Source organism: Pseudomonas sp. LBUM1661 (assembly GCF_059695925.1).
Window position 1 is genome coordinate 5,848,540 of the sequence record NZ_CP166794.1, and the last position, 18,468, is coordinate 5,867,007.

Consider the following 18,468-nt stretch of genomic DNA (forward strand, 5'->3'; position numbering starts at 1 on the left):
GCGAAGAATGCAATGCGGTCTGCCTGACGCACAACGTTATCGTTCTTCGCGGGCAAGCCTCGCTCCTACAGGTTCTTCATCGCTCAAGCTGTTAAACTCCCGCGCCAAATTCCCTCCTGCAAGGCGCCCAGCATGTCTTCCTTGAATCAGGCGCTGCGCGCCGCCCTCGATCATCGCCAGGACCTGCTTGCCGAGCTGCATCAGCAAGGCACCGATTGTTATCGCCTGTTCCATGGCAGCCAGGAAGGCGCCGGTGGCCTGACCATTGACCGCTACGGCCCGCAACTGCTGGTGCAAAGCTTTCACCAGGCGCTGGAGCGCGATGACCTGCTGCAACTGCACGCGATCATCAATCAACACCTGGGCCTTGAAACCCTGCTGGTCTATAACGACCGCTCCCGTGGCAACTCACGTATCGACCGCGAAGACACGGTCTACCGCGCCGACGACGCCGCGCTACAAGACCTGGTCGGCCACGAATGGGGCCTCAACTACCGGGTTCGCGGCCGCCACGCAGGCCAGGATCCGCTGCTGTTTCTCGACCTGCGCAACACCCGCGGCTGGGTCAAGGAGCACAGTAAAAACAAACGTGTGCTGAACCTGTTTGCCTACACCTGTGGCGTCGGCCTGAGCGCGGCGGCCGGTGGTGCTCGCGAGGTGTGCAATCTGGATTTCGCCGAGGGCAACCTGGCGGTCGGTCGTGAAAACGGCCTGCTCAATCCGCAGTTGCCGACGATGCAGTTCATTCAGTCTGACTACTTCCCGGCCATCCGCCAGTTGGCCGGCCTGCCGATCAGCCAGCGTCGCGGGCAGAAACTGCCCAGCTACCCGCGCCTGGAACAGCGTCAGTACGACCTGGTGCTGCTGGATCCTCCGGCCTGGGCCAAGAGTGCTTTTGGCACCGTCGACCTGCTGCGCGACTATCAGAGCCTGCTGAAACCAGCACTGCTGACCACCGCCGAGAATGGCGTGCTGATCTGCTGCAACAACCTGGCAAAGGTCAGCATGGATGACTGGCGCGAGCAGGTTTTGCGTTGCGCAGAAAAAGCCGGACGTCCGGTGCGCGAGTGGACAGTGATGAAGCCGGGTGGCGATTTCCCGTCGATGGATCAGCAGCCTCCGTTGAAAACGCTAATCCTGCAGCTCTGAAAGTCGCACGCAAAATCAGATTAATCCTATAAAGCATGATCACTTCGGAACCGGAATCGCGTGCCATACTCCAACGCACTCCGATTCAGACAGATGAAGCCGCACATGCCCAAAGGATTGTTTCGCGCTATTGGCGCTTTGTTGACTGCTCTGGCCCTCTACAGCCTGCTGGGGTTTCTGATTTTGCCGGGGATCGCGTTGCGGGTGGCCAACCAACAACTGGCCAACTACGCGACGACGCCCGCGACGATCTCGCGAATCGAACTCAACCCCTTCAGCCTTGAAGTGACCCTGTGGGGCCTGATCATTGGCGAGCCTGGCAAGGAACAGGTGGGCTTCGAACGCCTGTACGCCAATCTGCAGATCGACAGCCTCTGGACCAAAGCGCTGCACCTGTCCGATATCGAAATAGACAAACCCAAGACCGAAATCCTCTTCGGCAAGGACGGCAAGCTCAACTTGCTCGGCCTGTTCAAAATTCCCGCCAGCGAACCGACCCCAGCCGACCCGAATGCCAAGCCGTTTCCGTTGCGCATCGAGCGGATCAAACTGGCGGGCGGTTCCGTGCATTTCATGGATGAACGCCCTAGCGAGCCCATCGAATTCCTCTACGACAAACTCGATTTCGAACTGAAGAACCTCAGCACCCTGCCCGAAGACAGTGCCGACATGACGCTGGTAGCCGTCGGCCCGAACGGTGGGCAGATCGACTGGAGCGGTAACTTCAGCCTGATCCCGATCGCCTCCGAAGGTAAGCTGAAAATCACCGACGGCAAGATGAAAGCCTTTTGGCCCTACGTGCGGGACGCTGTGCCACTAGTGCTCGAAGACGGCATCATCAACCTCAGTACCGACTACAAACTGAACCTGTCCAAGGAAACCGAACTGCTGCTGAGCAATGTCGCCGTCAGTGTCGCGCCCTTCGCAATCAAGGCCCCGGACGGTCGGCCGCTGGCGAAGCTCGAACGACTGGACATCAGCGACACCACGGTAGACCTGGCCAAGCAACACGTGGTGGTCGGCAAGATTCGCAGCAATAAACTGGAAACCTGGGCCGCGCTGGAAGCGGACGGACAGCTGGACTGGCAGAAACTGTTCGCCAGCCAACCGTCCAAAGCGACGGTCAAAGCCAACGCCGAACCCGTGAGCACGCCCGCCGCCGCCGACTCACCGAAACCTGAACCTGCACCACCCAGCAAGCCTTGGCAGGTGCTGCTCAAAGACGTGCAATTGCGCAACTACCAAGTGCATCTGGCCGACCGCAAGGCGCAACCCGCCGTGGCCCTGGAAGTCGGCCCGCTGAACCTGGACCTGCAAAATTTCGACAGCCTCAATGGCTCGCCCTTCAACCTCAAGCTCGACACGGGCGTGGGCAAGCAAGGCAAGCTCATGGCGGACGGCGTGGTCAACCTGGCCCCGGTCAGCGCCAAACTAAACGTGCAGACCAAGGACATCGACCTGCGGGTGGCGCAGTCCTATATCAACCCGTTTATTCGCCTCGAATTGCGCAGCGGCATGCTTGGCAGTGATCTGGCAGTCGACCTGAAAAGCACTGAACCGCTGGCATTCAGCGTCACCGGCCGCGCCCAGGTTGATCAGCTGCACACCCTCGACACCCTGAAAACCCGCGACTTCCTCAAGTGGCAGCAGTTGGTGCTCGAAGGCCTGAATTATCAGCACGGCGACAGCCTGTCGATCAACAAGGTCAACCTGTTCCAGCCCTACGTGCGCTTCATGATCAACGACGACCGCACCACCAACGTCGATGACCTGCTGATCCCGCAACCGCCCGACTCCGGTGCCAAGACCGCCGCTGCCAAACCGGCCAGCAAGGACAAACCGCTGGGCATTCACATTGGCGGGATTGCCATCAATGACGGCTCGGCGAACTTCGCCGACTTCAGCCTGACCCCGAACTTCGCCACCGCCGTTCAACAGCTCAACGGGCAGATCGGCGCCATCGACAGCCGTCAGGCGAAACCGGCCACCGTCGATATCAAAGGCAAGGTTGATCGCTATGCACCGGTGACCATCAAGGGTTCGGTCAACCCGTTCGACCCGATGGCCAGCCTCGACATCGCCACCAGTTTCAAACGTGTCGAGCTGACGACCCTGACGCCCTATTCCGGCAAGTTCGCCGGTTATCGCATCCGCAAGGGCCGGCTCAATCTCGACCTGCATTACCTGATCACCAAGGGCCAGCTCAAGGCCGAAAACAAAGTGGTGGTCGAACAGCTGCAACTGGGTGAAAAAGTCGACAGTCCGGACGCCGTAAGCCTGCCGCTGAAGCTGGCCATCGCGTTGCTCAAGGACGTCGACGGCAAGATTTCCATCGAGCTGCCGGTGACCGGTGACCTGAACAACCCGCAGTTCAGCATCATGCCGATTGTCTGGCAGACCTTGCGCAACCTGATCGTCAAAGCCGCCGCCGCGCCGTTCAAAATGATTGGCGGGCTGGTCAGTGGCGGCGGTTCGGAAGACTTGGGCACGGTGTCGTTTGCACCGGGTTCAAGCGACCTGAGCAAAGAGGCCGAGGGTTCGCTGGTCAAACTGTCCCAGGCGCTCAAGGAACGTCCGGCCCTGCGCCTGGAAATCGAAGGCACCGCTGCCGCCAGCAGTGATGGCCCGCTGATTGCCGAGCAACGCTTGGAACGGGAATACCAGTACAACTACTACAAAATGCTCCAGCGCCGTGGTGACAAGGTGCCGGCCCAGGCGTCATTACTGCAAGTGCCGGACAGCGAAAAAGGTCCGCTGCTGGAAGGCATCTACCGCATCCGCCTGAAGACCCAGCCGCCGGCTGAATGGAAGGATCTGGGCAAGGAAGAACGCACCGCGAAAATGCGTGAGGGCGTGATCAAGTTCTGGAGCTCCAGCGACGTGCTGTTACGTCAGTTGGGCCAGGAACGCGCCAGCAGCATCAAAGACTACTTGGTCGACAAGGGCCAGTTGGCCGATGACCGTGTGTACTTCATCGACGCCCAGTTGGGCGAAGCGGAAAGTGACGGTCGAGTGGTAACGCCCCTGCATCTGGACGCCGAGTGATGATCAGACGATTGCTGGTGAGCCTGGCATTGGCGCTGAGCGCCAGCCAGGCCTCGGCGGCGGATACCCTGCGCTGCGGCAGCCAGTTGGTCAGCGTTGGCGACAGGTCCAGCGAAGTGCTGCAGAAATGCGGTGAGCCGGTCAGCCGCGATCTATTGGGCTACAAGCGCAGCGCCAACCGACGGGAAGAGTTTCAGGTCGAGGAATGGACCTACGGGCCCAACGGAGGGATGTACCAGTACCTGCGGTTTGAAGGCAATCGCTTGAAGCAGATCACCAGCAAACGCGGCAACTAAACCCACCACAAACCCAAGGTGGGAGCGAGCCTGCTCGCGAAAGCGGACTTTCATCCAACAGATGTGGTGAAAGTTAATCCGTCTTCGCGAGCAGGCTCGCTCCCACAATTATTTTGTGTTGCCCACAATAGAACAGGCCCCGAACACGAATGTCCGGGGCCTGTAATGGCCACATCCTTATGGCCTTTCGCATGAACTCTCCAGCAGCAGGTGTATGACTCGGCTCACCTGCCGCGCCTTCTCCCAGTCCAGGCGAGAAGCCTTGCCTTACTCGGCTTTCAGGCCGTCAGCGGAGACCGCTTTGACGCCTTTGATTTTCTTGGTGATCGCAACAGCGGTGGCTTTCTGTGCGTCGGTCACCGCAACAGTGGACGACAGGGACACGACGCCTTTGTTGGTTTCAACTTTGATATCGGTACCAGGAATGCCTTTTTCAGTTACCAGGTCACTTTTGACTTTGGTAGTGATCCAAGTGTCGGAAGTAGCTTCCTTGGCCTGGGTAACTTCACCGGCCGCCAGTGTCATCGGGGCTTGGGTAGTTTGAGTAGTCTGTGCAAATGCGACGTTGGCCATGGTCAGGGTCAGCGCGGTAGCAGTAGCGGCAGCGATAGCGAACTTCTTCATACGAGTAACTCCTGTTTTTCTAGAAAGTCTGCTGGGTTGTCTTGTCAGCAGGGTTACTGGGTATGTTGCGAACGCTGTGCCAACTTTGAGACAGGTAATTAATCGTTATAAATCAATAAGATAACAAAACACCTAATTTTCGGAATCATGCAAATTGCATGAGTTGGAAATTATCGACATGCAAGTTGCGGGTTTTGTCTGCGGCCTAAGGCCATGAATTGTTGAGAGTTTCTTTCTTTCACTGGTTTTCTCGACTGACAGGCAAAAAAATACCCCGCTTCGCAAGAGGCGGGGTATTGGCAGAACGGATATCAATCAGGCTTTACCGGTGCAGCCTTTAGGGGCGTATTCCTGATTGACGGTTGTCGCACAGGTCCAACCTCCCGTCATCGTCCGTGAGAGCGTGATGGTTTGGTTGAGTACCTGACCCGGTGCATTAAGAATGACGCAGCCAATAGCGCCCACTCCAGTGGAAGCCGTACCCGAAGCGGTAATGGTGCAGTTACCCGTCGTCGCGGTACCACCGATCAGCGCAAGCGTCGGATCCGTGCCCTGATTGATAATGTCTTCGAATGGCACTTTCAATGCGGCGATCTCGGCCATGCTCGCCGTCACCTTGGCCCTTGCCTGGTACTTGGCATATTGCGGCAAGGCAAACGTCGCCAGAATCCCGATGATCGCCACCACGATCAGCAGCTCGATCAGGGTAAAACCTTTTTGAGTGTTCATAGACAGGCTCCATGCATGAGTCGGAATCTCATGATCTGAATTAGCCGCAGCACAGCCCATGCCAACCGCCGTATTCCCTGTTGGCGGGGCGCGACGCCAGTGCAACGCCCTTTCCTACCCCCAGTATCCGCACTATCTGACACTTTTTGTCACCTGACCGACGCTGGTTTGGTTCCTCGGCTTGACTAGGCTATAAGTCATGAACTGTCTGCGTCCGGAACCCCAATGAACGACATCGCCCTTAGCGGTCTGGCCAAGCAATTGGTCCTGGCCGAGCTGCTCACTGACAAAAGCGCGCAACAGGCGTATCAGCAAGCCCAACGTAACCGCATCTCACTGGTCAGCTACCTGGTGCAGAACAAACTGGTGAAAAGTCGCCAGGTCGCCGAGATCGCTTCGGAACACTTCGGCATGGCCCTGCTCGACCTCAACTGCCTGGACAAGGACACCCAGCCCAAGGGCCTGGTCAGCGAGAAACTGATCCGCCAGCACCACGCCCTGCCCCTCTGGCGACGCGGTAATAAGTTGTTCGTGGGGATTTCCGACCCATCCAATCACCAGGTCATCAACGACATCCAGTTCAGCACCGGGCTCACGACCGAAGCCATTCTGGTGGAGGACGACAAACTCACGGATGCCATCGAAAAGTTCTTCGACAGCCACAATTCCGGCCTCGAAGACATGGCCGACGTCGACCTCGATGGCGTCGACATCGAATCCAACGATGACCACAACCAGGACGCCATCGCCGGACAGGATGCCGACGACGCGCCCGTGGTGCGCTTCGTCCACAAAATGCTGCTCGATGCGATCAAGAGCGGCTCTTCCGACCTGCATTTCGAGCCCTACGAAAAAACCTACCGCGTGCGGATGCGCACCGACGGCATGTTGCGTGAAGTCGCCAAGCCACCGATTCAACTGGCCAACCGCATCGCCGCGCGCCTGAAAGTCATGGCCAGCCTCGACATCTCCGAGCGACGCAAACCCCAGGACGGGCGGATCAAGATGCGCCTGTCCAAGAGCAAGTCCATCGACTTCCGGGTCAACACCCTGCCGACCTTGTGGGGCGAGAAAGTGGTGATCCGGATCCTCGATCCGTCCAGCGCGCAAATGGGCATCGACGCCCTCGGCTACGAACCCGACCAGAAAGACCTGTACATGGCCGCGCTCAAGCAGCCACAGGGAATGATTCTGGTGACCGGCCCGACCGGTTCGGGCAAGACCGTGTCGCTCTACACCGGCCTGAATATTCTCAACACCGTGGACATCAACATCTCCACCGCCGAAGACCCGGTGGAGATCAACATGGAAGGCATCAACCAGGTCAACGTCAATGCCAAACAGGGACTGGGCTTTGCCCAGGCGCTGCGCTCGTTTCTGCGCCAGGACCCGGACGTGATCATGGTCGGCGAAATCCGCGACCTCGAAACCGCGGAAATCGCGATCAAGGCCGCCCAGACCGGGCACCTCGTGCTGTCGACCCTGCACACCAACAGCGCCGCGGAAACCCTGACCCGCCTGCACAACATGGGCATTCAGGGGTTCAACATTGCCACCTCGGTCAGCCTGATTATCGCCCAACGCCTGGCGCGCAAACTGTGCAGCCATTGCAAGAAACCCATCGAAATTCCCCGCGAGGCGTTGCTCAAGGAAGGCTTCCCCGAGGAACGCATCGGCTCGTTCACGATCTATGAGCCGGTCGGTTGCGAACACTGCAATGGCGGTTACAAAGGGCGAACGGGGATTTATGAAGTGGTGAAGAACACACCGGAGCTGCAACGGCTGATCATGGCCGAAGGCAACTCACTGGAAATCGACATCCAGATGCGCAAGGACGGTTTCAACGACCTGCGCACTTCCGGGCTGCTCAAGGCCATGCAAGGCATCACCAGCCTTGAAGAAATCAACCGGGTCACCAAGGACTGAACATGGCGGTCAAAGCAGCAAAAATCAGCGTGTATGCCTGGGAAGGCACCAACCGGCAAGGCACGAAAATGACCGGCGAACTCAGCGGTCAAAACCCGGCACTGATCAAGGCCCAACTGCGCAAACAAGGCATCAACCCCGGCAAGGTGCGCAAGAAATCCGCCTCGATTCTCAACCTGGGCAAGCGCATCAAGGCCCAGGAAATTGCCCTGTTCACCCGGCAAATGGCAACCATGATGAAAGCCGGCGTACCGTTGCTGCAGTCGTTCGAGATCATCGGTGAGGGCTTCGATAACCCGGCCATGCGCAAACTGGTGGACGAGGTCAAACAGGAAGTCGCCGCGGGTAACAGCTTCGCCGCGTCCCTGCGCAAAAAGCCGCAGTATTTCGATGAGCTCTACTGCAACCTGGTCGATGCCGGCGAACAGGCCGGTGCGCTGGACACCCTGTTGGAGCGGGTAGCGACCTACAAGGAAAAGAGCGAAAGCCTCAAGGCCAAGATCAAGAAAGCCATGACTTACCCACTGGCCGTGGTGTTCGTCGCAATCATTGTCACCGGGATTCTGCTGGTCAAGGTGGTGCCGCAGTTCGAATCGGTGTTCAAAGGCTTTGGCGCCGAATTGCCGGCCTTCACCGTGATGGTCATCGGCTTGTCGGAATTTATGCAGGCGTGGTGGTGGGCGCTGCTCGGCGTGCTGATCGCAGCGATTTTCGGCATGCGCCATGCCTTTAAGACGTCGCAAGTCTTTCGCGACCGGATGGACACCTGGCTGCTGAAATTGCCCCTGGTTGGCACTCTGATGTACAAGTCCGCCGTGGCCCGTTACGCCCGCACGCTGTCGACCACCTTTGCCGCGGGCGTGCCGCTGGTGGAAGCCCTCGAATCAGTGGCGGGCGCCACCGGCAACATCGTGTTCAAGCGGGCGGTGCTGCGCATCAAGCAGGACGTTTCCACCGGTATGCAACTGAACTTCTCGATGCGCAGCTCCGGCATCTTTCCGAACATGGCGATCCAGATGACCGCGATTGGCGAAGAGTCCGGCGCACTGGACGACATGCTCGACAAGGTCGCGAGTTTCTACGAAGACGAAGTGGACAACATGGTCGATAACCTCACCAGTCTGATGGAGCCGTTCATCATGGTGGTGCTGGGTGTTATCGTCGGCGGCCTGGTGGTTGCGATGTACCTGCCTATCTTCCAACTCGGCTCAGCGATCTGACATGCCCTTGAACGAAATCCTGTCTGTCTACCCGCTGGCCTTCGTTGTCATCGCCGGGGTGGTCGGCCTGCTGATCGGCAGCTTTCTCAACGTGGTGATCTGGCGCCTGCCGAAAATGCTCGAGCGTGAGTGGCGGGTGCAGGCTCACGACATGCTGGGGCTGCCGACCGAAACCCCACTGCCGACCTATAACCTGCTGCTGCCGCACTCCCAGTGCCCCCGGTGCGGACACCGGATTCGTGCCTGGGAAAATATTCCGCTCATCAGTTATGTGTGCCTGCGCGGGCGCTGTTCAAGTTGCGCGACGCCGATCAGCAAACGCTATCCCATGACCGAGCTGGCCTGCGGTCTGTTGTCGGCCTTCATCGCCTGGCACTTCGGTGTTGGTTGGCCGGCGTGCCTGGCGCTGGTCCTGACCTGGGGCCTGTTGGCCATGAGCCTGATCGACGCCGAGCATCAGCTGCTGCCGGATGTGCTGGTGCTGCCGCTGATGTGGCTGGGGCTGATCGTCAACAGCTTCAGCCTGTTCGTGCCATTAAATGAGGCGCTGTGGGGCGCGATAGCCGGTTACATGGCGTTGTGGTCGGTGTTCTGGCTGTTCAAGTTGCTCACCGGCAAGGACGGCATGGGCCATGGTGATTTCAAGCTGTTGGCCCTGTTTGGCGCCTGGGGCGGCTGGCAGATTTTGCCGCTGACCCTCCTGTTGTCGTCGCTGGTGGGCGCGGTTGTCGGCGTGATGTTGCTGCGTTTGCGTAACGCGAAAACCTCCACGCCGATCCCCTTCGGCCCCTTCCTGGCAATTGCCGGCTGGATTGCGCTGCTCTGGGGTGGTCAAATAACCGACTTCTATTGGCAGTTTGTCGGTTTGAAATGAATAACCCTGTGGAAAAACCCTGGATTCTCGGCTTGACCGGCGGCATCGGCAGCGGCAAAAGCGCCGCTGCGCAGCACTTCATCGACCTGGGCGTGCACGTGGTGGACGCCGATCATGCGGCGCGCTGGGTGGTGGAGCCGGGTCGCCCGGCGCTGGCGAAAATTGCCGAACACTTTGGCCCCGGCGTGTTGCTGGCGGATGGGCAACTGGACCGAGCGGCACTGCGCAAACTGATCTTTGAAGTGCCGGAGCAACGTCTCTGGCTCGAAGCGTTGCTGCATCCGCTGATCGCCAAGGAAATCACCGATCATCTGGCCAAGGCACAATCACCTTACGCGATTCTGGTTTCACCGCTGCTGATCGAGTCCGGGCAGTACGCCATGACCCAACGGGTGCTGGTGATCGATGCCCCCGAACAGCTACAGATCGAACGCACCCTGCGGCGTGACCAGACCAGCGAACAACAGGTCCAGGCAATCCTCAAGGCCCAGTCCAGCCGCCAGGATCGCGTGGCCCATGCCGACGATGTGGTGGTCAACGACCGCGACCTCGCCTGGCTGCACAGCGAGGTCGAACGCCTGCATCACTTTTACCTAACATTGCGTGGAGGCCAGTCATGAGCCAAACCCCAACCGTCAATTGCCCAACCTGTGGCGCCCCTGTTGAATGGAGCGCCGAAAGCACGTTCCGGCCGTTCTGTTCGGACCGTTGCAAACTGATCGACCTGGGCGCCTGGGCGTCGGAAGAACACAAGATTCCGGTGAGCCCGGATGCCGAAGACGAGATGTTCAGCGAAGACTTCGAACCGCGTCACTGATCCACGGTATCAGGGTCGCATGAAGCCGTAGTCTTCCTCTTCATCGAGGTTCTCGGCGAGAAACTGCAACTCGTCGGCCAGGTCCTCGATACTGCGCACAGCCTTGCTCTGCTGCACCACCGCGCTGAGCAAGGCGCGCAGGCTCAACCCCGGATCAAACCCCACTTCCTGCGCCACATCCAGACTCTGGCGCAACTCCTGCCTTGCCCATTCGTAGACACTCATTTCGATGCTCCTGAAGGTTTTGCCGAGCATGAGTTCGTCAGTGATTGATGGGTTTGATGTGGATCAAGATTTCGGATCGTCGTCCTTCCACGGTGCCGACAGGTAGCGCGTGCGGTTGAAGGTCTCCAGCCATTCGGGACAGAACACCACCAGCGCGCTGACCACCATGCCGTTGATGAAGGCCTCCGGAAAAATGATCAGCCACAGGTAACCGACAAAATCCTCAAGCCAGTACGGCATGGCGAAACGTTCGTCGAACCACAGCAACCACAGCGCCAGCAGCAGGCACAACAATGCCGACAGCGCGGCGGCAAAGAAACCGGAAACGAAGATGTACACGAAGGGATTACGCGGTTGCGCGCGCTCCACGAGGATGGCGCAGCACTCGGTGATCAGCACCGGCAATAGAATCAGCAGCGCGCCGTTGACCCCCATCGCCACCAGGTCCTGGCGTCCGAGCAGCACCAATCCGGCTTGCGCGACCAATCCGCCGACGATTGCCAGGGGCCAGTCGAGCAACAGGGTGACGGCGGTCATGCCGATGAAGTGGTAGGACACGCCGGTGTCGAAGTCCCGTCGCACCAGCCACAGCATGAACAGCGCGAACACGGTGCCAAACAGCAGGTGCTGGCGGCGGCTGTCGCTGAACAGTTCGACCCACGGTGCACGCGCAACGGCCCAGATCAGCGCCGGGACGTAGATCAACCACCCTACCGTGAGGCTTTCGGGTGACAGTAATTCGGCACCAATCATGGTGGGGCGCACTCCGTTGTCTTTGCCGAAAGGGGATAGGTTTTTAGTCTACACCGCAGATTGAGTGTGCTTCGATTTCGGGTTGGGTGTTCCGGGACTGGGGGCATATCCGTTTCTGCGGCTTAGCGACTGTTTTTTGATAAGGGACATATCCGTTTCTGCGGTAACGGCTGATATTGGTTTCGCTTTTACAGCGAGTCACTTTCGAAAAGCGCGAAAGTAACCAAAGCGCTTTGCCCCTCCATTCGGTGCCTCGCTTAGGCTCGGCATGCCCTCACTCCGGCATTGCTCCGGGGGCCCGCCGCCATCGGCCATCCCTGGCCGTGGGCGGCTACCGCGGCATCCTTGCCGCGGTACCCCCTGCGCAACGCCTGCGTTCGGCCTCTGGGAAAGGGGCGGCAGATCTGAAGCCAAAGCAAAGCAAAGCAACGGCAAGATCAACAGCGAATGTAACGTCTGAAATCACCGTCCCCCTGTAGGAGCGAGCTCGCTCGCGATGGACCCACAGGCACCGCGTTTATCCTGTTAAAACGCGCCATCATTGATGTTCTTCGCGAGCAAGCTCGCTCCTACAGGGGAACTCGTACCCCCCAATCAGGCCGGCCTGCAGGCCGCCGTGCTTTTGATTTTGATGCACCGCCCCATCGTGAGGCCGAGTGGAGGTTCTGCGCAGTGGGCAACCCGGCATGGATGCCGGGTTAGCCGCCCCCGGCCATGGATGGCCGATGGCGGCGGGCCCACGGAGCAGGACCGGAGCGAGGGCATGCCGAGCCTTAGCGAGGCACCGAACGAAAGGGGCAAGAGCGTTTGGTTACTTTGCGCTTTTCAAAGTGACTCGCCGTAAGGGCGAAACCAATAGCGGCAGCAACCAAAAAAACGGATATGCCCCCCAATCCAACATCATCGATTGTTACATTCCACGTAAAGCTGAATCCAACCCAGCCCCCTTTATCCCTCACAGCCAAAGACTAAACTTCAACCATCAGAATCAACCCCGAGCCCACAAAAATGAAAACCCTGACCAGCCTGTTTCTGACCCTCATCGCCACTTCGACAATGGCCGCCGGCAATGAACCAGCCGCCACTCCATACAACCCGGCGCAACCACTGGACATCGCCCAGGTAGTGTCAGTCACCGATACCGCCACCGCCTGCGACGTCGTCCCAGCCACCATGGTCTACATCGATCACCAGGGCCAGACCCATCAAGTGACCTATCAAGTCATGGGCAACTGCACGAGCAATCTGTAATCAGCGCCTCATAACAGCGTCCAGGTGTAACTGAGGATCAACCGGTTCTCGTCAATATCACTGCGATAGTTAGACCGCGCCATCGCATTGCGCACCCGAATCCCGAGGCCTTTGAAGCTGCCACTCTGCAGCACATAGCCAAGGTCCAGGTCCCGTTCACGATCCTTGCCTTCAAACCCCTGCCCGGTATCGACATTATTGCCTGAGATGTAACGCACGGTGCTGGTCAACCCCGGCACACCAAGGGCCGCGAAATCGTAGTCGTAACGCGCCTGCCAGGAACGCTCATCGGTGTAGGCGAACTCGTAGGTCGGCACCTCGTTGCCCAGCGGCGAAATGTTGGCAAACACCCGCGGGAACGCGCTGTCGCCAAACATGCCCTGATAGCCGATATAAAACGTGTGACCACCACGCTTGGCCGACAGCAGCGAGAAAAACGCCTGGTTGTCGATGTTGCCCAGCAATTTCTTGCCATCTTCACGTGAATCGTAATAACCGAGGTTCGCGCCCAGGACCCAGTCGCCCACTGGTTGACTGTGCTTGAGGCCAAGAAAGCGCTGGTTGTAGATGTCTTCCAGTTGCCCGAACCAGGCGCTGACCGAGCTGCGTTTATCGTTAAAGGCATAATCGGCGCCGGCAAAGTTGAAGCCATCACTGCTGACCTGACGCTGCGGCACGTGCCCGAGCATGGCTTGCATCTTTTCGTCGCCCGCCTCGTTGCGCAGGCTGGTCGAACTCAAGTGGCCGCCCTGCACGGTCAGGCCGTTAATTTCATTGGAGCTGATGCTCGCCCCCTGATAACTGGGCGGCAGCAATCGAATATCGCTGAAGGCCAGCACCGGCAGATTGGGTTGCAGCTCCCCCACTTTGAGCTCGGTTTTCGAGTAACGCACCTTCAATGCGCCTTCCAGCCGGCTGTAATCATTCGCTGCGCGCCCATCATCCTGCACCGGCAGCAACCCGGTATTGACCCGGTCCGGGCTGCTGTCGAGCTTGAGACCGAGCAGGCCGATGACGTCCACCCCAAACCCGACCGGCCCTTGGGTGTAACCGGATTTGACGTTGAGGATGAAACCCTGCGCCCACTCTTCGGCTTTCGATTGCTGGTTGGCCCCGACGATGTCGGAGAAGTCGCGGCTGAAGTAGTAATTACGTGCTTGCAAGGTGGCCGTGGTGTCTTCGATAAAGCCGTCCGCCATCGCGCTCGCGGAGAAACTCGAGACGAACGCCATGGACAACACCGAACCGGTTATTGGAAGAATCTGTTTCATCGTTTTTTCTCTTATTTTTATTGATCGACAGGTTGAAGTGCTTCAGACACAGCGGTTTCGTTACGGGGAGCGGGACGGCGGGCGCTTAACAGCCAGTGCGTAACCATGCCGAAAATCAGCCCCCAAAAAGCCGCGGACAGACCCAAGAGCGACATGCCCGACGCGGTCGTGAGAAAGGTCACCAGCGCCGCTTCGCGATCACTCGGCACGGCCATCGCGCCAGCCAACGCCCCGGCAATGGCAGCGAACAACGCCAGCCCGGCCAACGCAGAAATCAGCTCTTTGGGAAACGCTGAAAACAGCGAGACCAGGGTCGCGCCGAAAATCCCCAGCACCAGGTAACAGAGCCCGCCTACAACGCCGGCCACATAGCGTTTGCGCGGATCTTCGTGCGCCTCGCGGCCTGTACACATGGCCGCAGTAATCGCCGCCAGATTCAGCCCATGGCAACCGAACGGCGCCAACAACGCCGTGCCCAATGCACTGCTGGCAATGATCGGGCTCGCAGGCAGCCGGTAACCGCTGGCACGCAGCACCGCCATGCCGGGTACAAACTGGCCGGTCAGCGCCACCATGACCAACGGCAAGGCAATATTCAGGGTCGCGCTCAGGCTGAACTCAGGCGAGATCCATACCGGCGAGGCCAGACCGATAACCAGCGCTTCGCGGTGCAAATCGCCAGTGAAAAAGGCGATGGAACACCCCATCAGCAGCACCATCAGCACCGCATAGCGCGGCATCACCCGCTTGCAGACCAAATACGTGGCAAACATCGCCAACACCAGCCACGGCTTGCCTTGCAACGAGACGAACAAGCCGGTGCCGAAGCTGAACAGAATCCCCGCGAGCATCGCCGCGGCAATCGCTGCGGGCAGTTTGCTGATGATCCGGTCGAACGCCCCCGACACCCCGACCACAAAGATAATCAGGCTACTGACCAGATAAGCCCCCACCGCCTCTGCCATGGAAATCCCGGGCAACAAGGCCACCAGCAATGCCGATCCCGGCGCCGACCACGCAATGATCACCGGCACGCGGTAACGCAGGCTCAAACCGATACCGAGCACCGCACTGCCGATGGAAATAGCCCAGACCCAGGACGACAGCACCTCCCGCGAGAGGTGCGCGGTGTCGGCGGCCTGAAAGATGATCACCAACGGCCCGGCGTAGGAAATCACCGTGGCGATAAATCCGGCGACGGCCGCTGACAGGGAAAAATCCCGGACCAGCGCTTTCATGAAACTTCGCCGTAAGACCCCGACGAACCAGGGCGCAGGTCCAATCGCTCCTGCCTGGCGTTGCGCTGACTGCTGATCGCGAACACCGTCATCGCGATGGCGGCCACCGCGCCGGGCAAGGCAAATGCCATGAAGTTCAGTTGCAGCGGCAAGCTGATCCCCAGCAGAGCACCGCCCAGCAGTGGCCCGACGATCGCACCATTGCGCCCGATGCCCGAGGCCCAACCCAAACCGGTGGAGCGAATCGTCATGGAATAGAACTGCGCGGCGCAGGCGTATAACAGAATTTGCGAGCCGATGGTGGTGGCGCCGGCAATGGCAATCAGCAGGTACAACACTGGCGTCGGGCTGTTGAAACCGAGCAAGGTGATCGACACCGCCGCCACAGCGAAGAACACCGCCAACACCCGCGGCAGATTGAGCTTGTCACCCAGTACACCGCCGCCGACCGCGCCGAAAATGGCGCCAAAATTCAGCACCAGCAGGAACGACAGACTCGAACCCAGGCTGTAACCGGCGTTCGCCATCAGTTTCGGCAGCCAGGAGCTCAAGGCGTAGACCATCAACAAGCAGCAGAAAAACGCCAGCCACAACATCCACGTGCGCAGCGCGCGACCTTCACGGAACAGTTGCAACACCGGTGTGCCGGTGCCTTTGACTTCGCTCATGTGCAGCTGATCGCCCGAGTGCGCGGTGTAAGCCGGATCAACCCGCTCGAGGATTTTGCGCGCCTCTTCATTGCGCCCCTGGCGCAGCATGAAACCCACCGATTCGGGCAGGAAGTACATGATCAACGGCAACATCAGCAGTGGCAGTACCGCCACGTAAAACACCGACTGCCAGCCAAAGTTTGGGATCAACACGATGCCCAGCCCAGCCGAGAGCATGCCGCCCACCGAATAGCCGCTGAACATGATCGCCACCAGCGTGCTGCGGATTTTCTTCGGCGCGTACTCGTTCATCAGCGCCACGACATTGGGCATCACCCCGCCAATGCCCAGCCCGGCAATGAAGCGACAGAGGCCAAACTCGGTGGGGTTGCGGGCAAATCCGTTGAGCACGGTAAAACCGCTGAAGAGCATCACGCAAATCGTGATGGCTTTTTTGCGGCCGATCTTGTCCGACAGCGGGCCGAAAAACAGCGCGCCAAACATCATCCCGAACAGTGCATAGCTGCCCAGTGCGCCGGCTTGCAGAGGACTGAGCCCCCACTCTTTCATCAGCATCGGCAACACCACGCCGTAGATCACCAGATCGTAACCATCGAAGATGATGATCAGGGCGCACCAGAACAGCACCATCCAGTGAAAACGGTTGAAACGAGCGTTGTCGATAACCTCATGTACGTCGATCTTGCGCATGGCATTTATCTCTTGTTGTTGTTTTTGTAAGAGCGTCAGGAAAGCGGCTGACGTCCGTACAGCCGAGGGTAGAGCCGCCTGGAACCGCGCAATATCCGCTTCGCGCAGATCGCTATCCGTTTTGTGCAGGGCTCTGGAATCGGGACTTGGGGGAGGATTGCCGAGGGGTTGCGGCGCAGCGTTTTCGAGCGACGCCGGCCGGCTTCGACAAATTGTCTTCTTTGCGATCGCATTTGAACGCTAAGCTTGGGCCTATGGATGACTCAGATTATTTACGCCTGCTGACCATCGCGGCCGAGCAAGCCAACGCCTTTCTGTCCAATGCCCGCAAATGGGAGCGCGAGCGTTGGGTCTGCCAGCGCCTGCTGCAAGGCCTGAACATTCCCTACCGCGTCGACGAATTCGCCCCGGCCGGGGAGCCGCCCGACGTGTTGTTTCGCGAGGCGAATTTCGAGGTGTTCTTCGTGCTCGACGAGGGCCGGCGCCTCAACGACGAATGGCGCGACGAGCTGCAACGTCGGCGCAGCGCATTTTCCCTGAGCCAACTGGTACGCCGCGAGGCCAAGCCCCGACGCATTCCGGCCAACGAATTCTTGCTGAGACTGGCGCCGACCTTGCGCAAAAAAGCGCACAACTACAAAGAACGCGGCATGGACCTTGGAGAACTGGACATCATTGCCTTCGCCAGCCTCAAGCGCGAAGTACTGGACCTCAACAGCCATTTCCCGCCGCCCACCGAATACCTGCGCCAAGGTTGGCGTTCGTTGTCGCTGGTCGGGCCGACGTTCGCCCGCGTGCTGTTCGCGCATCCGGATGCGCCGGATTTCTTGCGCAGTAACCTGGGTCGCAGCATCGTTTTCGACGTCGGGATCAGCCTGTGAGCCCATTGCAGGAACTGATTGCTGAAGTCCCGCAGATCGGCCGGGTACGCTGGATCGGCGTGCGGCCGGAACGCCATGCGCCGATGATCGAACTCGATGCCGTGGAAGCGCGGCTTGAAGCCGGCTTGACCGGTGATCGCGCCCGGCCAGGTGTGCGCAATGCGCGGCAGGTGACGCTGATTCAGTGGGAGCACCTGGCGGTGATCAACTCACTGATGGGCCGCCCCGACGATCAACCGGTGCTGCCAAAAGATTTGCGGCGCAATCTGGTGATCAGTGGCATCAATTTGTTCAGTCTCAAGGGCCGGCGCTTCAGGATTGGCCAGGCGATTTTCGAAACCACGGGCTGGTGTCAGCCCTGCGCACGCCTGCAAAACAACCTCGGCCCCGGGACTTTTCAAGCCGTTCGCGGACATGGCGGAATCACCGCCCGAGTGTTACAAAGTGGAATCATTCGCCTGGACGATACGGTGAGCGTCGAGCCTGTTCCGGACAGCGGCTATGCTCCATTCAACGTTCGTTAAATCAGCCTGTAGCTTCCATACCTTCAGCAACGTCTACCCCTGACGAGGCCCAATATGACCAGCCGCCTGAACCCGGACGACCAGAAGCATGTCGAAGAGTACCTGCACCTGTCCCAGCACCAAGTCGAGCGCCGGCCTTTTCGGCCGTGGATGCTCCTGGTGGTGGTGTTGGCAGTGACCATTGGTTTAGGCCTGTTGAGCCGATTTATCAGTTACCTGACGCTATGAGCCGCTTCGCGCTCGCTCGGGTAATTGCACCGATTTCTTTTAGCCTTGCGAGATAT

At 59.2% G+C, this 18,468-nt stretch carries 19 protein-coding genes; 12 read left to right on the forward strand and 7 right to left on the reverse strand.

Annotated elements, in window-relative coordinates; genetic code table 11:
• Positions 1–132 precede the first annotated feature (132 nt).
• From ACA057_RS26820 to ACA057_RS26830, 3 genes are all read left to right on the forward strand, one after another.
• Entirely contained in the window at positions 133–1,149 is a 1,017-nt protein-coding gene (locus ACA057_RS26820; RefSeq protein WP_497343704.1) for a class I SAM-dependent rRNA methyltransferase, read from the forward strand.
• 93 nt (positions 1,150–1,242) lie between these two features.
• A complete protein-coding gene (locus tag ACA057_RS26825) occupies positions 1,243–4,194 on the forward strand; it encodes a DUF748 domain-containing protein (RefSeq protein ID WP_497343706.1) in 2,952 nt (983 codons plus the stop codon).
• Entirely contained in the window at positions 4,194–4,490 is a 297-nt protein-coding gene (locus ACA057_RS26830; protein WP_497343708.1) for a DUF2845 domain-containing protein, read from the forward strand. Before ACA057_RS26825 ends, ACA057_RS26830 begins: the two co-directional genes overlap by 1 nt.
• Positions 4,491–4,757: 267 nt before the next feature.
• Here the strand turns inward: ACA057_RS26830 and ACA057_RS26835 are convergent, their stop codons facing one another.
• Together ACA057_RS26835 and ACA057_RS26840 are read right to left on the reverse strand one after the other, a co-directional pair.
• On the reverse strand, positions 4,758–5,114 hold the full coding sequence (locus ACA057_RS26835; protein WP_497343710.1) for a BON domain-containing protein: 357 nt from the start codon (positions 5,112–5,114) through the stop codon (positions 4,758–4,760).
• A 315-nt stretch (positions 5,115–5,429) separates the two neighbouring features.
• Entirely contained in the window at positions 5,430–5,843 is a 414-nt protein-coding gene (locus ACA057_RS26840; RefSeq protein WP_497343712.1) for a pilin, read from the reverse strand.
• Positions 5,844–6,068: 225 nt separating this feature from the next.
• Between ACA057_RS26840 and pilB the strand changes: the two genes are divergently transcribed.
• From pilB to yacG, 5 genes are read left to right on the forward strand one after another with little or no spacing between them, the layout of a single operon-like run.
• On the forward strand, positions 6,069–7,769 hold the full coding sequence (gene pilB, locus ACA057_RS26845; protein WP_497343714.1) for a type IV-A pilus assembly ATPase PilB: 1,701 nt from the start codon (positions 6,069–6,071) through the stop codon (positions 7,767–7,769).
• Between the two features lie 2 nt (positions 7,770–7,771).
• Positions 7,772–8,989 carry a type II secretion system F family protein gene (locus ACA057_RS26850; RefSeq protein ID WP_497343716.1) on the forward strand — a complete coding sequence of 406 codons (1,218 nt, stop codon included), beginning with the start codon at positions 7,772–7,774 and terminating at the stop codon, positions 8,987–8,989.
• A gap of 1 nt (position 8,990) precedes the next feature.
• Complete coding sequence (locus tag ACA057_RS26855) at positions 8,991–9,863, forward strand: prepilin peptidase (RefSeq protein WP_497343718.1); 873 nt, start codon at positions 8,991–8,993, stop codon at positions 9,861–9,863.
• Complete coding sequence (gene coaE / locus ACA057_RS26860) at positions 9,860–10,483, forward strand: dephospho-CoA kinase (RefSeq protein ID WP_497343720.1); 624 nt, start codon at positions 9,860–9,862, stop codon at positions 10,481–10,483. Before ACA057_RS26855 ends, coaE begins: the two co-directional genes overlap by 4 nt.
• Positions 10,480–10,680 carry a DNA gyrase inhibitor YacG gene (gene yacG, locus ACA057_RS26865; protein ID WP_059401976.1) on the forward strand — a complete coding sequence of 67 codons (201 nt, stop codon included), beginning with the start codon at positions 10,480–10,482 and terminating at the stop codon, positions 10,678–10,680. The genes coaE and yacG overlap by 4 nt, the downstream gene beginning before the upstream one ends.
• A 9-nt stretch (positions 10,681–10,689) precedes the next feature.
• Here the strand turns inward: yacG and ACA057_RS26870 are convergent, their stop codons facing one another.
• Positions 10,690–10,905 carry a hypothetical protein gene (locus tag ACA057_RS26870; protein ID WP_401361910.1) on the reverse strand — a complete coding sequence of 72 codons (216 nt, stop codon included), beginning with the start codon at positions 10,903–10,905 and terminating at the stop codon, positions 10,690–10,692.
• Between the two features lie 63 nt (positions 10,906–10,968).
• A complete protein-coding gene (locus ACA057_RS26875) occupies positions 10,969–11,658 on the reverse strand; it encodes an energy-coupling factor ABC transporter permease (protein WP_497343722.1) in 690 nt (229 codons plus the stop codon).
• A 1,008-nt stretch (positions 11,659–12,666) separates the two neighbouring features.
• Here ACA057_RS26875 and ACA057_RS26880 point away from each other — a divergent pair.
• Positions 12,667–12,909, forward strand: coding sequence for a DUF2790 domain-containing protein (locus tag ACA057_RS26880; RefSeq protein WP_497343724.1), 243 nt, complete (start codon positions 12,667–12,669; stop codon positions 12,907–12,909).
• Positions 12,910–12,917: 8 nt separating this feature from the next.
• On the opposite strand, the gene ACA057_RS26885 is transcribed toward ACA057_RS26880, so the two are convergent.
• Genes ACA057_RS26885 through ACA057_RS26895 form a run of 3 tightly spaced genes read right to left on the reverse strand, consistent with a single transcriptional unit; the run spans position 12,918 to position 16,779 of the window.
• Positions 12,918–14,180: an OprD family porin gene (locus ACA057_RS26885; protein ID WP_497343726.1), complete on the reverse strand. Its 1,263-nt coding sequence runs from the start codon at positions 14,178–14,180 to the stop codon at positions 12,918–12,920.
• Positions 14,181–14,197: 17 nt separating this feature from the next.
• A complete protein-coding gene (locus ACA057_RS26890) occupies positions 14,198–15,418 on the reverse strand; it encodes a benzoate/H(+) symporter BenE family transporter (RefSeq protein ID WP_497343728.1) in 1,221 nt (406 codons plus the stop codon).
• Positions 15,415–16,779: an aromatic acid/H+ symport family MFS transporter gene (locus ACA057_RS26895; protein WP_497343730.1), complete on the reverse strand. Its 1,365-nt coding sequence runs from the start codon at positions 16,777–16,779 to the stop codon at positions 15,415–15,417. The genes ACA057_RS26890 and ACA057_RS26895 overlap by 4 nt, the downstream gene beginning before the upstream one ends.
• A 254-nt stretch (positions 16,780–17,033) precedes the next feature.
• Between ACA057_RS26895 and ACA057_RS26900 the strand changes: the two genes are divergently transcribed.
• Genes ACA057_RS26900 through ACA057_RS26910 form a run of 3 tightly spaced genes read left to right on the forward strand, consistent with a single transcriptional unit; the run spans position 17,034 to position 18,412 of the window.
• Entirely contained in the window at positions 17,034–17,660 is a 627-nt protein-coding gene (locus ACA057_RS26900; protein WP_401361896.1) for a DUF1780 domain-containing protein, read from the forward strand.
• A complete protein-coding gene (locus ACA057_RS26905; RefSeq protein WP_497343732.1) occupies positions 17,657–18,184 on the forward strand; it encodes an MOSC domain-containing protein in 528 nt (175 codons plus the stop codon). The genes ACA057_RS26900 and ACA057_RS26905 overlap by 4 nt, the downstream gene beginning before the upstream one ends.
• Positions 18,185–18,238: 54 nt before the next feature.
• A complete protein-coding gene (locus tag ACA057_RS26910; RefSeq protein WP_032833555.1) occupies positions 18,239–18,412 on the forward strand; it encodes a DUF3094 domain-containing protein in 174 nt (57 codons plus the stop codon).
• Positions 18,413–18,468: the final 56 nt, after the last annotated feature.

Bases quoted from the DNA above. Each gene is read 5' to 3' on its own strand.
- ACA057_RS26820 (WP_497343704.1), top strand. From the start codon at position 133: ATGTCTTCCTTGAATCAGGCGCTGCGCGCCGCCCTCGATCATCGCCAG.
- ACA057_RS26825 (WP_497343706.1), top strand. From the start codon at position 1,243: ATGAAGCCGCACATGCCCAAAGGATTGTTTCGCGCTATTGGCGCTTTG.
- ACA057_RS26830 (WP_497343708.1), top strand. From the start codon at position 4,194: ATGATCAGACGATTGCTGGTGAGCCTGGCATTGGCGCTGAGCGCCAGC.
- ACA057_RS26835 (WP_497343710.1), bottom strand. From the start codon at position 5,114: ATGAAGAAGTTCGCTATCGCTGCCGCTACTGCTACCGCGCTGACCCTG.
- ACA057_RS26840 (WP_497343712.1), bottom strand. From the start codon at position 5,843: ATGAACACTCAAAAAGGTTTTACCCTGATCGAGCTGCTGATCGTGGTG.
- pilB (WP_497343714.1), top strand. From the start codon at position 6,069: ATGAACGACATCGCCCTTAGCGGTCTGGCCAAGCAATTGGTCCTGGCC.
- ACA057_RS26850 (WP_497343716.1), top strand. From the start codon at position 7,772: ATGGCGGTCAAAGCAGCAAAAATCAGCGTGTATGCCTGGGAAGGCACC.
- ACA057_RS26855 (WP_497343718.1), top strand. From the start codon at position 8,991: ATGCCCTTGAACGAAATCCTGTCTGTCTACCCGCTGGCCTTCGTTGTC.
- coaE (WP_497343720.1), top strand. From the start codon at position 9,860: ATGAATAACCCTGTGGAAAAACCCTGGATTCTCGGCTTGACCGGCGGC.
- yacG (WP_059401976.1), top strand. From the start codon at position 10,480: ATGAGCCAAACCCCAACCGTCAATTGCCCAACCTGTGGCGCCCCTGTT.
- ACA057_RS26870 (WP_401361910.1), bottom strand. From the start codon at position 10,905: ATGAGTGTCTACGAATGGGCAAGGCAGGAGTTGCGCCAGAGTCTGGAT.
- ACA057_RS26875 (WP_497343722.1), bottom strand. From the start codon at position 11,658: ATGATTGGTGCCGAATTACTGTCACCCGAAAGCCTCACGGTAGGGTGG.
- ACA057_RS26880 (WP_497343724.1), top strand. From the start codon at position 12,667: ATGAAAACCCTGACCAGCCTGTTTCTGACCCTCATCGCCACTTCGACA.
- ACA057_RS26885 (WP_497343726.1), bottom strand. From the start codon at position 14,180: ATGAAACAGATTCTTCCAATAACCGGTTCGGTGTTGTCCATGGCGTTC.
- ACA057_RS26890 (WP_497343728.1), bottom strand. From the start codon at position 15,418: ATGAAAGCGCTGGTCCGGGATTTTTCCCTGTCAGCGGCCGTCGCCGGA.
- ACA057_RS26895 (WP_497343730.1), bottom strand. From the start codon at position 16,779: ATGCGCAAGATCGACGTACATGAGGTTATCGACAACGCTCGTTTCAAC.
- ACA057_RS26900 (WP_401361896.1), top strand. From the start codon at position 17,034: ATGGATGACTCAGATTATTTACGCCTGCTGACCATCGCGGCCGAGCAA.
- ACA057_RS26910 (WP_032833555.1), top strand. From the start codon at position 18,239: ATGACCAGCCGCCTGAACCCGGACGACCAGAAGCATGTCGAAGAGTAC.